At 65.5% G+C, this 13,769-nt stretch carries 12 protein-coding genes; 2 read left to right on the top strand and 10 right to left on the bottom strand.

Annotation, left to right across the window (positions count from 1 at the left end; genetic code table 11):
- Positions 1 to 16 precede the first annotated feature (16 nt).
- From F4Y38_05650 to F4Y38_05605, 10 genes are all read right to left on the bottom strand, one after another.
- The gene (locus F4Y38_05650) at positions 17 to 805 is read right to left on the bottom strand and encodes an NTP transferase domain-containing protein (GenBank protein ID MXY48772.1); all 789 of its coding nucleotides are present in this window, start codon (positions 803 to 805) and stop codon (positions 17 to 19) included.
- Between the two features lie 11 nt (positions 806 to 816).
- Positions 817 to 1,311: a 2-amino-4-hydroxy-6-hydroxymethyldihydropteridine diphosphokinase gene (gene folK, locus F4Y38_05645; protein ID MXY48771.1), complete on the bottom strand. Its 495-nt coding sequence runs from the start codon at positions 1,309 to 1,311 to the stop codon at positions 817 to 819.
- 76 nt (positions 1,312 to 1,387) lie between these two features.
- Entirely contained in the window at positions 1,388 to 1,786 is a 399-nt protein-coding gene (gene folB / locus F4Y38_05640; GenBank protein MXY48770.1) for a dihydroneopterin aldolase, read from the bottom strand.
- Between the two features lie 13 nt (positions 1,787 to 1,799).
- Positions 1,800 to 3,005: an aminotransferase class I/II-fold pyridoxal phosphate-dependent enzyme gene (locus F4Y38_05635; GenBank protein MXY48769.1), complete on the bottom strand. Its 1,206-nt coding sequence runs from the start codon at positions 3,003 to 3,005 to the stop codon at positions 1,800 to 1,802.
- A gap of 161 nt (positions 3,006 to 3,166) precedes the next feature.
- The gene (gene groL / locus F4Y38_05630) at positions 3,167 to 4,789 is read right to left on the bottom strand and encodes a chaperonin GroEL (GenBank protein MXY48768.1); all 1,623 of its coding nucleotides are present in this window, start codon (positions 4,787 to 4,789) and stop codon (positions 3,167 to 3,169) included.
- A gap of 262 nt (positions 4,790 to 5,051) precedes the next feature.
- Complete coding sequence (locus F4Y38_05625; GenBank protein ID MXY48767.1) at positions 5,052 to 5,903, bottom strand: bile acid:sodium symporter family protein; 852 nt, start codon at positions 5,901 to 5,903, stop codon at positions 5,052 to 5,054.
- A gap of 165 nt (positions 5,904 to 6,068) precedes the next feature.
- Positions 6,069 to 6,905: a biotin--[acetyl-CoA-carboxylase] ligase gene (locus F4Y38_05620; protein ID MXY48766.1), complete on the bottom strand. Its 837-nt coding sequence runs from the start codon at positions 6,903 to 6,905 to the stop codon at positions 6,069 to 6,071.
- A 55-nt stretch (positions 6,906 to 6,960) separates the two neighbouring features.
- Positions 6,961 to 7,881, bottom strand: coding sequence for a carboxylating nicotinate-nucleotide diphosphorylase (nadC, locus tag F4Y38_05615; GenBank protein ID MXY48765.1), 921 nt, complete (start codon positions 7,879 to 7,881; stop codon positions 6,961 to 6,963).
- Entirely contained in the window at positions 7,853 to 9,424 is a 1,572-nt protein-coding gene (locus F4Y38_05610) for an NAD(P)H-hydrate dehydratase (protein ID MXY48764.1), read from the bottom strand. Before F4Y38_05610 ends, nadC begins: the two co-directional genes overlap by 29 nt.
- A gap of 146 nt (positions 9,425 to 9,570) precedes the next feature.
- Complete coding sequence (locus F4Y38_05605) at positions 9,571 to 11,091, bottom strand: CCA tRNA nucleotidyltransferase (GenBank protein ID MXY48763.1); 1,521 nt, start codon at positions 11,089 to 11,091, stop codon at positions 9,571 to 9,573.
- A gap of 248 nt (positions 11,092 to 11,339) precedes the next feature.
- On the opposite strand from F4Y38_05605, the gene hisA reads away from it, so the two are divergent.
- Both hisA and F4Y38_05595 read left to right on the top strand, forming a co-directional pair.
- The gene (gene hisA, locus F4Y38_05600) at positions 11,340 to 12,110 is read left to right on the top strand and encodes a 1-(5-phosphoribosyl)-5-[(5-phosphoribosylamino)methylideneamino]imidazole-4-carboxamide isomerase (protein ID MXY48762.1); all 771 of its coding nucleotides are present in this window, start codon (positions 11,340 to 11,342) and stop codon (positions 12,108 to 12,110) included.
- A gap of 2 nt (positions 12,111 to 12,112) precedes the next feature.
- Entirely contained in the window at positions 12,113 to 13,759 is a 1,647-nt protein-coding gene (locus tag F4Y38_05595; GenBank protein ID MXY48761.1) for a response regulator, read from the top strand.
- Positions 13,760 to 13,769: the final 10 nt, after the last annotated feature.

The following is a 13,769-nucleotide window of genomic DNA, read 5'->3' as shown; positions in this document are numbered from 1 at the left end:
CGGTGTCAACTGTTTTTTAGCTGTCGCGAGGCCGTGCGCGGTCCCGTTCCAGCAGCCATGATTCGGCCGCCGACAGCTGCTCCGGGGTGTTTATTCCCATGGTTTCTTCCGGCATGCCGGCCGTTGCGTCCGCGATGCGGCGGCCCTCTCGCCGAAGGATCCCGATGGTATCCGTCAGGTAGTATTCACCCTGCCTGTTCTCCGGGGTCAGCCGGTCCAGGGCCCGCAGCAGCAGGACCGGTTCAAAACAATACGTGCTGGTGTTGATCTCCTTGATCGACCGCTGTTCCTCGCTGGCGTCCTTCTCCTCGACGATCCGGTCGATACGGCCCGCGCCGTCGCGGAGGATGCGCCCCAGGCCCGTGGGGTCGTCGACGCCGGCGGTGAGTACCGAGGCCGCGGCGCCGGTCCGGCGGTGCGCGTCGATCAACGATGCCAGGGTGGAATGACGAATCAGGGGCGTGTCGCCGGCGAGGACGAGGACGACGCCGCATTCGCCGGCCAGCAGCGGTGCGGCCTGGCTAACCGCGTGGCCGGTGCCCAGCTGCTCCTCCTGCACGGCGAATTCCACGGTCAGCCCGGTCAGCCCGGGCAGTCCCGCCAGTTCCCGCCGCACCGCGCCGGCCTGGTGGCCGACGATGACGATGATCCGCCGCGGCCGGAGCGCACGCGCCGTGTCCAGCACGTAGTGGATCATCGGCCGGCCGTTTATCCGGTGCAGCACCTTCGCCAGGTCGGAGTGCATCCTGGTGCCTTTTCCCGCGGCCAGGATCAACGTGATCAGATCGCGGTCGGCTTCTTCCATCGGGGCTCCGGTTACGGTTCGGCGAGATAGCGGACGAGATGGTCCACGGGTTTCAGGTCATCCAGCAGGTCGGACACGGTCCGCCCGTGCACCGGGTGGACCAGGTCCGGGTGGATTTCCGCCAGGGGAACGAGCACGAAGGCCCGTTGCGCCATGGCGGGATGGGGCAGGTCCAGACCCGGCCGCCCGAGTACCAGGTCTTCGTAGAGCAACAGGTCGAGATCGATTTCGCGGGGCCCTTTCTCCCACGTGACGGAACGTCCCATGCGCGTTTCGACATCCTTGAGCGTTTCGAGCAGTCGCGTGGGCGCAAGCGTGGTCTCCACAAGGGCCGCGCCGTTGACGAAGTCGGGCTGGCCGGAGTGGCCTACCGGCCGCGTCTCGTACCATGACGAGCGCCTGACGATCCGGATCGCCTCATGACCGGCCAGTTCGCATAGCGCCTGCCGGCATCTTGCGACGCGATCCCCGATGTTGCTGCCCAGTCCCAGCGCGACAGACGCCATTTCGCACCTTGCAATCCGCTTGATCCGGCACGTCCGGTTCGGTATATCGCGATCCGGCACGCCACGGTCCCGCATCCTACGGTCCGCTTGGTCCGGTACGTCCCGCCTCCCTGCTTCGATGCACGGTGACCCCAGGGGTTCCCGAATGCGGCAGGTCCGCGGTCACGCCGGGCTTCCACAGTCTGACCACGACCTGGTCCACCGGGGGGTAGGCGGAGAGCAGCTCGTCCGCCACCCGGCCGGCGACCGCCTCCAGCAGACGGCACGGATCGCCGCCGAGAATGCGTCCCACGCGCCGGCAGACGTCCGCGTAATCCACGGTATCGGACAGGCGGTCCGTCCGGGACGCCACCGACAGGTCCAGGCGAAGTGCGACGTGGGCTTCGAAGACCTGTCCCCGTGTCCGTTCCCGGGCCGTCACGCCGTGATGGCCGAATGTGCGGATACCCCGCACGCTGATCCAGTCTTCGGACATGGGGCGGATCCGTTCAGGCCAGACTGACCGCGGGGAACGCCCGTTTGCGCAAACGGAACCGCGACATCTGCCGGTCGATGCGGTCGAGCGCTTCCTGGATCTGCGACTCGTCGCCGTTGAAAGCCATTCGGACGTAGCCTTCGCCGTATTCGCCCAGGTATGCGCCGGGCACGACGAACACGCCGGCCTTGCGCAACAGGATGCTGAATCGTACGGAGGAATAGCGGGGCGGCACGGGTAGCCAGACGTATGGTCCTCCGCCGGGCGCGGGCAGGTGCCAGCCGAGGTCCCGCAGCCCCGATACCATCAGGTCCCTTTGCGACCCGCACCGGGAAACCATGGCTTCCACGTGCCGGTCCAGACGGGGAAACTCCGTGGCCGCGGCCGCGAGAAGTCCGTGCAGCAGCGGGGCATGCAGATGAGCGGTCAACTGGGACATGGCGGCCAGCGCGGAAGGATTGCCCACCGCCACACCCAGATCGCGGAACATGCCGCCGGGCAGCATGGAAAGGGAGAACAGCTCGATGCCTACGTTCATCGCGCCGGGCGTCTGCAGGAGGCTCGGGGCTTCGACCCCGTCGTACGTCAGAAAGTGTTGCGTCGCGTCGTGACAGACGATGATGTTGTTCCTGCGCGCGAAATCGATGAGTTCCCGGAAGAACGAATGGTCCGCCACGACCCCGGTCGGGTCGTTCGGAAAACCGACGTACATCAGCTTTGCCTGCCCGGCGACCCGGGGTTCGATCTGCTTCAGGTTGGGGAGGAAATCGTTCCGTCCGTGCAGGGGATAGGACTGGATCTGTCCGTTCGCCAGCACGGCGCTGGTCCGGTACGCCGGGTGGGACGGATCGGGCGCCAGCACGGTTTCGCCGGGGTTGACCAGCGCCATGGCCACGCAGGCCGGGCCGACCGCCGAACCCGCGAAGGGCAGGACGTGCCTGTCCGGATCGATCTCCACGTCGAACCGGTACGCGAACCAGTTGCTGAATGCCCTGCGGAACTCGGCGCCGGTGTGCCGGGATGACTCGGCCGAAACGGAGTCGGATGTCCTTTTAATGACATCCTGACGTGGGGGAGGGTCGGTGAAGCCCGTGGTCAGATCTATGGGCTCGATCCCCCTGGCGGCCAGTCTTCTGAGATATCGGGAATGTTCCAGGGGCCGGTTCAGCGGGATCTGGTGAAGCCGTTCCGCGCGTTCTATAACTACCGGATTTCTCATGGTCGCTCCGTCGCCCAGGACCTGTCTTTCGCATCCGCCTGCTGGTCTCGGGAAATATAGAATCGGCGACCGGCCGTAGCAAGAGAAAACCCCCGGTGATGCCACCGGGGGCTAACTACCTGGAACCGGCCGGGGACCGGTTCTTCGTCGAAGCGTCCCGCTTAGTACATGCCGCCGCCGTGGGGCATGGCCGGAGGCGGGGAGTCTTCGGGGAGTTCCGCCACCAGCGCTTCGGTGGTCAGCAGCAGGCCGGCGATGCTCGCGGCGTGCTGCAGCGCTACGCGGGAGACTTTGGCAGGCTCGATCACGCCCGTTTCGGACATGTCGCCGTAGGCATCGGATTCGAAGTTGTAACCGTATCCGCCTTCGCCTTCCCGGATCTTCTGCAGGATGATGGAACCTTCAAGGCCGGCGTTCTCCGCCAACTGCCTCACGGGCGCTTCGAGCGCCTTGCGCACGATGCCGGCGCCGACGGTTTCGTCGCCCTCGGTGTCCAGTCCGTTGTCCAGTGCGGAGAGCGCGCGGATGAACGTGACGCCGCCGCCCGGCACGACCCCTTCTTCGATGGCTGCCTTGGCGTTGTTGAGGGCGTCTTCGACCCGGGCCTTCTTCTCCTTCATCTCGGCTTCAGTCGCGGCGCCCACGTTGATGACCGCCACGCCACCCGCCAGCTTGGCCAGGCGTTCCTGCAGCTTCTCCCGGTCGTAATCGGAGGTGGTTTCCTCGATCTGGGCGCGGATCTGGTTGATGCGTCCCTGGATCGCGTCGGTGCCGCCGGCGCCTTCGACGATCGTCGTGTTGTCCTTGTCGAGATTGACGCGCTTGGCCGTACCCAGGTCGCCCACGGTCACGTTTTCCAGCTTGAAGCCGGCATCCTCGGAGATGACCGTGCCGCCGGTCAGGATGGAGATATCCTCGAGCATGGCCTTCCGCCGGTCGCCGAAACCGGGCGCCTTGACCGCGGCGACCTTCAGGGTGCCGCGAAGCTTGTTGACCACCAGCAGGGCAAGGGCCTCGCCCTCGATGTCCTCGGCGATGATCAGCAGCGGAGAGCCGCTCTGGGCGATCTTCTCGACGACGGGATAGATATCCTTGACGGCGCTGATCTTCTTGTCGTGAATCAGGATCTTCGTGTCCTCGAGCACCGCTTCCATGGACTCGGAGTCGGTAACGAAGTAAGGCGACAGATAACCGCGGTCGAACTGCATGCCCTCCACGACGTCGAGGGAGGTTTCCATGCTCTTGGCCTCTTCGACCGTGATGACGCCGTCCTTGCCCACTTTTTCCATTGCGTCCGCGATCAGGTCGCCGATGGTGGCGTCGCCATGGGCCGAAACGGTGGCGGTTTCAGAGATTTCCTTCCGCCCTTCCACGGCCTTCGACATATCAGAGATCGAACCGACCACCGCGGATACGGCCTTGTCGATGCCCCGCTTCAGATCCATGGGATTAGCGCCGGAAGTCACGTTCCGCAAGCCTTCCGCGTAGATGGCCTGGGCGAGGACGGTGGCCGTGGTCGTCCCGTCGCCGGCCACGTCGCTGGTCTTAGACGCGGCTTCCTTGATCATCTGCGCGCCCATGTTTTCGTAGTTGTCCTCGAGCTCGATTTCCTTCGCCACCGTGACGCCGTCCAGCGTGAAGGTGGGCGAACCGAATTTCTTGTCGAGCACGACGCAGCGTCCCTTGGGACCCATGGTGACGCGGACCGCGTCAGCCAGGGCGTCCACGCCGCGTTTGAGGGCCTGCCGGGCATCGGCGTCGAATGAAAGTTGTTTTGCTGGCACTTCTGCTACCCCCTATGTTTCGCCGGGTGGTACCGGGCGTTTTCGAGCACGGCGAACAGGCTTGGCCGCACACACATTTTGAGTCGCCTAAATACTTGTATATTCAACAAGTAGCGAATCTGATATTAGCACTCGAATGTCCAGTCTGCTAATATATGACGGGTCTTTGGTCGATGCAAGTGTTTTTTGTATTGTGACACGCGCGTTTTTGGGTGTTCGCCGGTGATATGACGTTGTGCGGCTCCTCACCCTGGCGCCGCGTTCAAACGCTCCGCCGCAGCACGGCGATATAGATCAGCGCGGTGGCGAACATGATCAGGCTGTAGGTCGCCGCCGGCATGGTCGCGAGCCCGCCGCTGAACAGCAAAACCGCAACCGCGATCGCGAGCGTCCCGTTCTGGATGCCGCATTCGATCGCAATGGCGGTCCGCTGGGTCGGTCCGGTGGTGAACATCCGGGCGAGGAACCAGGCGATGGTCATCATCAGCAAGTTGAGGGCGAGTGTGACCAGGCCGGCCTGCGCGAAATAGGAGACGATGTTGGCGCGTTGATCGAAGATCGCGCCGGCGAGTACGAGCGTCAGCAGCACCGCGGAGACCTTTCGGGCCGCTGGTTCGAACCGTATTGCGAAGCCTTCCGCGAAGCGGCGGATGACCAGACCGATCAGCACGGGAACGGCAACGATCAGGAAAACGCCGAGCGCGGCGCCGGCGACCGATATGTCCTGCTCCGCCGAATCGCCGATGAACTGCCCGTAGGCGAAGACCACAATGAGCGGAATGGTGATCACGCTGGCCAGGCTGATCACCGCGGTCAGCGATATCGACAGCGCGACATCGCCGCGGGCAAACGCGGTCAGGATATTGGAGGTCGGGCCGCCCGGCGCGGCGGCGATGATCATCAGACCCAACGCGAGCTCCGGCGCCATCGGCCAGACGCTGGCGAGGACGAAGGCAACCACCGGCAGCAGGACGATCTGGGAGAGGGCACCCACCGCGAAATCGCGCGGCCGGCGCACCACCCTGGCGAAATCGTCGAAGGTGAGCCCGAGCCCAAGCCCGAACATGATGAAAGCGAGCGCCAGCGGCAGCGCGACGTCGATTAGTAATCCCATAACGCCTGGTCTCCCTTCAGTTGCCGACTACGCCCGTGCGCGGCAGACCGCGAAAACGGCCGGCAATCAGCCGATCATGCGCGGGATGAACTCCGAATCCGTTGATGTAATTTACCTCGATCCGCCTTTCAATCGCAATGCCAATCATGCCGCTTACCCCAGGGATTAATCTCGGCGTCTGTGCAGTCTGATGGATCCGGAACGGATGACAAGAGGGCCGCCGTCCTGTCGGTCGAGCACCAGGCCACCCTCCTCATCGATGTGGGATACGCGGCCGGCGGCTCCGGCGGGGCTGTCGGCCACGACCGTCAACCCTCGCCAGGCGAGGCGGGCGTCGACTTCGGCAAGGAGAGACGAGGGCCCGGATGCCAGGTAGTGCCCGTAGGCGGACTCCAGGGAGGCCAGGATGGCCAGGAACAGGTCCTCGCGACCCACGGGGCGGCCCGATTCGATGCGCAACGAAGTGGCGGACGCGGAGAGCTCGTCGGGAAACTGTCCGCGGGTGTGGTTTACGTTGATCCCCATGCCGATCACGATGACCGGCTCGTCACCGGACACCACGCGGGATTCGGCCAGGATGCCGGCGACCTTGCGTCCTCCCATAATCAGGTCGTTCGGCCACTTGATTTCCACGGACACGCCGGCGGCCGTTTCCAGGACGGGGGCCACGGCCGCGGCGGCACACAACGTAAGCGGCGGGGTCCGGGCCGCGGACAGCCGGGGCCGGAGCAGGACGGAAGCCCAGATCCCGCATCCGGGGGGCGAGAACCACCCGTATCCGCGGCGGCCCCTGCCGGCCGACTGCTCATCGGCAAGGCAGGCCGTCCCATGGGGCGCGGCCTGTTCGGCCATGTCGAGGATCACGTCATTGGTGGATCCCACCCGCTCGTGGTATTCCAGTACGCGGCCGAAGATCCGCGATGACAGCTTCGCGCGCATGCGGTCCGCGTAGTACCGGTCCTGGAATCCTTCCGACTCATCGCTCGGGGACGAGGGGTTCATCGTTGTTCCGTTCCAGTGGGGCGGGGGTCAGGTCAAGGGTTCCGGCACATCCGTCTCAGGCGGAGGCCATCATGTTCAGGCTGATATCGAGCGCCGGCGCGGAATGGGTCAGCGCGCCGACGGAAATCACGTCGACACCGGTTTTGGCGATCGCCTCGAGCCGTTTCAGGGTGATCGCTCCCGACGCTTCGACCACGATGGACCGATCCTTCGCGGTCAACGCGCGGATCCGTCCGACCGCCGTCCGCATTTCCGCATCGCTCATGTTGTCCAGCATGATCCAATCCGCCCCGCTGCGCACGGCCTCTTCGACCTGGTCCAGACTGCTCGTCTCCACCTCGATTTCGTACCGCCTGCCCGATCGCTTCATATTCGATCTGCATTTGCGAACCGCGGCGGTGATGCCGTCCGCGGCGGCGATGTGGTTGTCCTTGATCAGCACCATGTCGAAGAGACCGTGGCGGTGATTGTCTCCGCCGCCGTGCAGTACGGCTCTTTTCTCCAGGTCCCGGAGACCGGGCGTGGTCTTGCGGGTATCCACGATGCGCGCGCCGGTGTTTCGCACGGCATCGACGTATTGCCGGGTCATGGAGGCGATACCGGAAAGATGACGCATGAAGTTGAGCGCCGTTCGTTCGGCGGTGAGTACCGACCGCGCGGCGCCCCGCACTTCGGCGATGGGCTGGCCGGGTACCACCTGGTCGCCGTCGGTCAGCAATGCCCGGAATTCCAGGCCTGGGTCCACCTCCCGGAACGTGAGACAAGCCGGATAGAGGCCGGACAGGATGCCGGGCCGCCCGGCCTCGAATCGGGCTCGGGCCACAGCGTCGGGCGCCAGCGTCCACTCGGTTGTGACGTCGCCGTCTCCCACGTCCTCCCGCAAGGCGCGGGCCACGATTTCCTCAAGCGACACCGGGTCGAATTTCGTGTCCACGGAATCCTGCTTTCTAGGTTGAAACCCGTCCCTCGCCCACATGAAGGAACGCGCCGGGCAAATGGTCGATGAGATCACCGGCCACCAGGCTGTGCGGTCCCAGGGCTTCCGCGCCGAGATCGCCGGCCAGGCCGTGGAGGTATACCCCCAGGCGGGCCGCGTCCCAGGCGCCGAGTCCCTGCCCGAGCAGGGCCGCGATGAGGCCGGTCAGCACGTCGCCCGATCCGGCGGTGGCCATACCCGGGTTCCCCGTGGGATTCACCGAGACCTGTCCACCGGGGGAAGCCACCAGCGAGGCGGCGCCTTTGAGCACGAGCGTGACCTGCAGGGAACCGGCGGCCTGTCGCGCGGCCGCGACCCGGTCCGCCTCGATGTCGTCGGCGGCCATGCCGGTCAGCCTGGACAGCTCGAACACATGGGGTGTCATGATGACTTCCGGCGCCGTGCCGGCCAGGCCGTCCGGGTGGCCCGCGAAGGCGTTCACCCCGTCGGCGTCGATGACGACCGGCCGCTCGCTGTTCGATACGACGCGGCGGACCAGCGCGGAGGTTTCCTCGTGGCGCGTGAGACCCGGCCCGATGGCCAGCACGTCGGACCAGGATAGCAGCGCATCGATGTCGGACTCGGCCGCAAGAGAAAGCGATCCTTCTGCGGTTTCGGGCAGGCCGCGAAGCATCACTTCCGTGTGCCTGGCCGTCAGGGCGTCCATCAGGCCCGCGGGTGCTCCTAGCATAACCATGCCCGCGCCTCCGCGCAGGGCCGCGCGGGAAGCCAGCGTCGCCGCTCCCGCCATGCCCGCCGAACCGGCGACGACGGCGACCTTTCCGCGGCTTCCCTTGTGGTCCCCGGGCCGGTGAACCGGGATCAGGCCGGCCATCTCGCTCCGCTCGGGCAGGGAGAGGTACAACCCCTCCTCCTCCACGACACGGTCGGGAAAGCCGATGTCCGCGACTTCCAGACCACCGCACCAGGAACGGCCGGGGAAAGTAACGAGGTCGATCTTCATCAGGCCGATCGCGAGGGTATGGTCGGCGCGCACGCAGGTCCATTCCGTGCGGGGGCGGGACTGCGGACTTCCGCAGCCAGGCGCCAGGGCCGACGGGGTGTCGACGGAGAGCACGGGAGAAGGGCTGAGGTTAATCACCGCGATGGCGGCGCCGTATGGATCGCGCGGCGGTCCCTTCAACCCGGTGCCGAGGAGCGCGTCGATGATCAGCGCCGGGGGCCGGCCGGGCATTTCGAGCGGACGGTCGGGCCGGAAATCCGGTTCCAGGCCGTCTTCCTCGAGCCGTTCCAGGTGCTTCGCGGCGTCGGCCGTCAGGACCGGCCTGGCGGCGAGCACGTGGCAGGTGACCGAAGCGCCCCACAGATGGAGATACCGGGCGGCCACGAATCCGTCACCTCCGTTATTCCCTTTACCGCACACCACGGCAACCGTCTTGCCGGTCACGCCTTCCAGCATTTGCTTTGCGGTTTCCGCCACCCGGCGGCCCGCCCTTTCCATGAGTTCATAGCCGGACAGGCCGTAGTCTTCGATGGTGCGGCGGTCGATCGACCGCATCTGAAGGGTGGTACAGAGCTTCATGGTCTAAACTCGCAGTCCGGACCGCGATACCCACTTTCCATGCGGGTCAGGCCGTCCCTGGCGGTCAGGCCAGGTCATGCGCACCGGCCAGGTCATGCGCACCGGCCAGGTCATGCGCGCCGGCCAGGTCATGCGCGCTGGCCAGGTCATGCGCTAGCCAGGCCATGCGCGGCATCGCCGTAGAGTAGCATCCGGGCTTGTTCCCTGGTCCGAATATCATGTATGGTCTGGATCGTTTCAAGCTTATCCAGCAGGCGGCCGACCTCCGGTCCCTCGGCCAGGCCCAGGTCGTTCAAGATGTCCGCGCCGTTCAACATCAAACCCCTTGCCCGCAGGCTCCGGTGCCGGGTGTAAAACCGCAGGAGCCGGCGCACGGCGTTCGCGAGCCTTCCAGCCGTCGCGCTACCCTCGTCCGGTGCGTGCGCCAGGGCGAGGAGCGCCGCGCCGGGGGTTTCGTCTTTCGACCCGCGCAGAATCCGGCAGAGCGCCTCGTCATCCGGTTCCCGTGAAGCGGTTCCTTCGAGCAGCCTTGCCGCCCCGAACACCAACTGGTGGAGCGCCTGCCTTTCCCGCTTGCTCAGCCTTAACCGTTCAGCCGCACCTTCGACCCGGTCGAGGGTTGAGGCTGCAACGCCAGCGGTTACGTCAGCCGCGCCTTCGACCCGGTCGAGGGCCGGGTCCGTCGTGCCCGGAGCGCTTTCGACCCGGTCAATGGTTGGGTCCGCACCGGCAGCCGTTACGTCGGTCCGGATGCCGCACAGCATGAGGCTGGCGAATCTGAGGATCCACAGGCTGGTCCGGTCGCCCGCCATTTTAGCTTCGTAACCGGTAAGATGGGTGTAGAGCCCCTGATCCTCTATGCAAACGTCCCGTGCGATAAGCCGGTCCGTCCGTTCCAGCCGCCGCGACGGTGATGACGATGGTGATGACGACGGTGATGTTGACGCCGATGCCGACGAAGATCCCACCCATCCGGGAAAGAGCGACGCGAACACGCCGGAGCGGATCATGGCGGACACCCGGCCCGCGGCGCGTCGCCTCCCCATGATCAAGGAAAGTTCGTAAAGCAGGCGTTCTCCCGATACCACCCGCAGGTCTTCGTCGCATGCCGCGATCCACGCCTGTGTTCGCGGCGAAATGTCCAGGTCGAACTGGCCGGCAAGCCGGAACGCCCTCAATACGCGCAGCGGGTCGTCGCGAAAGGACGCCTCGGATACGGCCTTGAGCCGCCTTGCCGCGAGGTCGCCCGCGCCGCCCAGGGGATCGATGATCGACGGCCGGCCGTCCAGCAGGTCCGCCAGGCGGACGGCCATGGCGTTGATGGTGAAATCCCGCTTGCGGAGATCCGCCTCCAGGGAATCGCCCTTGAAGGAAGATATATCGATCGTGAACCGGCGCCGCAACACGACGCGCCCGGTTCGGTCCGTATCGTCGAGCGGCACGAAGGGACACCGCAGGCGGTCCGCCAGTTTCCTTCCCAGCGCCAGTCCGTCCGCCGCAAGCGTGAGGTCCAGGTCCCGTATCGTGCGGCCCAGGATGGCATCCCGCACGGAACCGCCCACGAGATAGACTTCGTGATTCACTTCCCGGCACAGGTCGGCCAGATCGGAGGCCAGTCGCCTATGGGCCTTCAACAGGGGCTGAACAGGATCGACTAGGGCTGACATCGGGTTTTCGAAAGGCGTGGGTCGTGGGATCGGAGGGGAAGTCGGCCATCGCACGGGGAACCGGCGAAGAATGGACCGGGACACCCGGTAGCCATCGAGCCGGATTCCACCGAAAACTATGGGCCCGGGTTATCCATGTCAAGGGATTTGTCGGTTGACAGGCCGGCGCTTTACGGTCCATCTTTAGCACAGGACGCGCGGTTCGAAAGCGGGCCGTCGGACTGGGCTTCGGAGGGTGATGATTCCAGATGCAACTCTATCCCGCCATCGACATCAGACAGGGGCGATGCGTCCGTCTCGTCAAGGGAATGCGCGACCACGAAACGGTGTACGGTGATTCCCCGGCGGACGTCGCGTTGAGATGGAAATCGCAGGGCGCGACCTACCTGCACGTCATCGACCTGGACGGTGCGTTCACCGGCGAAGCGGGCAACCGGACGAGTGTCATCGGCATCCTGGAACAGGCCGATTTGCCGGTGCAGCTGGGCGGAGGCATCCGTACGCCCGAGGCCGTGGAGGCCTGGCTGGCGCTGGGAGTGCGCCGCGTCATCCTGGGCACGGCGGCCGTGGAGCGTCCCGACATGGTGCGGCAGGTGGTGGAGGAGTGGGGGCCGGAACGCATCGTCGTCGGAATCGACGCCAGGGCGGGACGGGTCGCGGTCAACGGCTGGACGTCCGGCGGGTCCTGTTCATCTCTCGAACTGGCGGAGGGCATGAAGGAAGCCGGGATCCGCAGGATCGTCTACACGGACATCGACCGGGACGGTACGATGAACGGACTGAATACCGGTTCGACGGCGCGCCTGGCCCGTGAAAGCGGATTGCGGGTGATCGCTTCGGGGGGCGTGGCCACGCTGGAAGACCTCGAACGGGCCTCCGGGGCTGTCGCGGACGGCCTGGAAGGGGTAGTGTTGGGGAAATCACTGTACGAAGGAACGATCGATCTGTCGGAAGCGGTGCGCAAATACCAGTCTGCCCCGGGCGCGCTTGATCCTGGTGCTCAGGACCCTGGAGAGTAAACATGCCGGAAAACACCGTCGAAGTCCTGATGATCGAAGACAACCCCGTGCACGTGCAGTTGATTCGCCACTACATGGAATCCAGCCGGCTTACGACCCGGCTGCACGTCGCCGGGACGCTCCGGGAAGGACTGGACCTGATCGGGGAGGCGTCCTTCGACGTGGTGCTGCTGGACCTTGTCCTGCCCGACAGCGCCGATCTCGACACGCTCCACAGCGTCAGGGAGGCCGCGCCGGACCTGCCGGTCATCATACTGACCGGGCTTGATGACGTTTCCCTGGCCGCCACGGCCGTGGAAGCGGGCGCCCAGGACTACATCGTGAAGACCCAGGCCAACACGACCCTGCTGTCCCGGTCCATCCACTATGCCATGGAGCGCGTGCGCGCGCGTAGCGGCGAGTGGGATTCGGCCATGTTCAAGCTGGCCCAGCAGCAGTTTCTCAAGGCGGCGCAGATCATGGGTCTGGATGAGAACATTCGGGAACGGCTGCTCTTTCCACAGCGGACCCATATCGTGACGCTCCCCTTTCGCCGGGACGAATACCATCTCGTGGAAAACGTCTTCGGATACCGGGTACAGCACCTGCTCACCATGGGTCCGACCAAGGGCGGCATCCGCTACCACGAGGACGTGAACCTGGGGGAGGTCTCGGCCCTGGCCATGTGGATGACCTGGAAATGCGCGTTAATCAACCTGCCCTTCGGCGGCGCCAAGGGCGGCGTCCGGATCGACCCGACCGACCTGTCCCGACGCGAACTGCAGCGCCTTACCCGCCGCTTCACATCGGAAATCATCGACATCATCGGGCCGGACAAGGACATCCCCGCCCCCGACATGGGCACCGACGAGCAGGTCATGGCCTGGATCATGGATACGTACAGCCAGCAGGCGGGCTACACGGTGCCGGGCGTCGTCACCGGCAAGCCGGTCGTGCTGGGCGGGTCCCTGGGACGCCGCGAAGCCACCGGCCGCGGCCTGGTTTACCTCATCGAAGCGGCCGCGCAGCACATGGGCATGACCCTGGACGGCGCCACGGCGGTGGTCCAGGGCTTCGGCAACGTGGGTAGCAACACGGCGCGCTTTCTGGATGAGGACGGGGTCAGGGTAGTCGCGGTAAGCGACGTCACCACCGGCATTTACAACCCGAAGGGGCTATCGCTGGAAGACGTCTTCAAGTATTGCGAGGAAAACCGTTTCCTGTCGGGCTATCCCGAGGCCGACGAGGTCACCAACCAGGAACTCCTGGAACTGCCCTGCGACATCCTCGCCCCGGCCGCGCTGCAGAACCAGATCACCGGCGCCAACGCGGACCAGCTGAAGTGCAGGCTCCTCGCGGAAGGGGCCAACGGACCCACCACGCTCGATGCCGACGAGATCCTCGGGGAAAAGGACGTGTTCATCCTGCCGGACGTCCTGGGCAACGCCGGTGGCGTAACCGTTTCGTACTTCGAATGGGTACAGGATACGCAGAACTACACGTGGACGCTCGAGGAGATCAACAGCAGACTGCATACCATCCTCATCGACGCCTTCGGCAGGACCGTCCACCGGGCCTCTGAAGACCGGATTGACATGCGTACCGCGGCGTTGATCGAGGGGATCAGCCGGGTGACCCAGGCGAAACTCCTCCGGGGGATCTTCCCCTGACGACCGCCGG

It is taken from the genome of Gemmatimonadota bacterium, from assembly GCA_009838645.1.
Lineage (GTDB): Bacteria > JAAXHH01 > JAAXHH01 > JAAXHH01 > JAAXHH01 > JAAXHH01.
This window is presented reverse-complemented; position numbering and strand designations above follow the sequence as displayed.

Coding starts and splice junctions, on each gene's coding strand:
- F4Y38_05635 (MXY48769.1), bottom strand. CDS start 3,005: ATGAGAAATCCGGTAGTTATAGAACGCGCGGAACGGCTTCACCAGATC.
- F4Y38_05650 (MXY48772.1), bottom strand. CDS start 805: ATGGAAGAAGCCGACCGCGATCTGATCACGTTGATCCTGGCCGCGGGA.
- hisA (MXY48762.1), top strand. CDS start 11,340: ATGCAACTCTATCCCGCCATCGACATCAGACAGGGGCGATGCGTCCGT.
- F4Y38_05605 (MXY48763.1), bottom strand. CDS start 11,091: ATGTCAGCCCTAGTCGATCCTGTTCAGCCCCTGTTGAAGGCCCATAGG.
- F4Y38_05595 (MXY48761.1), top strand. CDS start 12,113: ATGCCGGAAAACACCGTCGAAGTCCTGATGATCGAAGACAACCCCGTG.
- F4Y38_05620 (MXY48766.1), bottom strand. CDS start 6,905: ATGAACCCCTCGTCCCCGAGCGATGAGTCGGAAGGATTCCAGGACCGG.
- F4Y38_05625 (MXY48767.1), bottom strand. CDS start 5,903: ATGGGATTACTAATCGACGTCGCGCTGCCGCTGGCGCTCGCTTTCATC.
- nadC (MXY48765.1), bottom strand. CDS start 7,881: ATGTGGGCGAGGGACGGGTTTCAACCTAGAAAGCAGGATTCCGTGGAC.
- folB (MXY48770.1), bottom strand. CDS start 1,786: ATGTCCGAAGACTGGATCAGCGTGCGGGGTATCCGCACATTCGGCCAT.
- folK (MXY48771.1), bottom strand. CDS start 1,311: ATGGCGTCTGTCGCGCTGGGACTGGGCAGCAACATCGGGGATCGCGTC.
- F4Y38_05610 (MXY48764.1), bottom strand. CDS start 9,424: ATGAAGCTCTGTACCACCCTTCAGATGCGGTCGATCGACCGCCGCACC.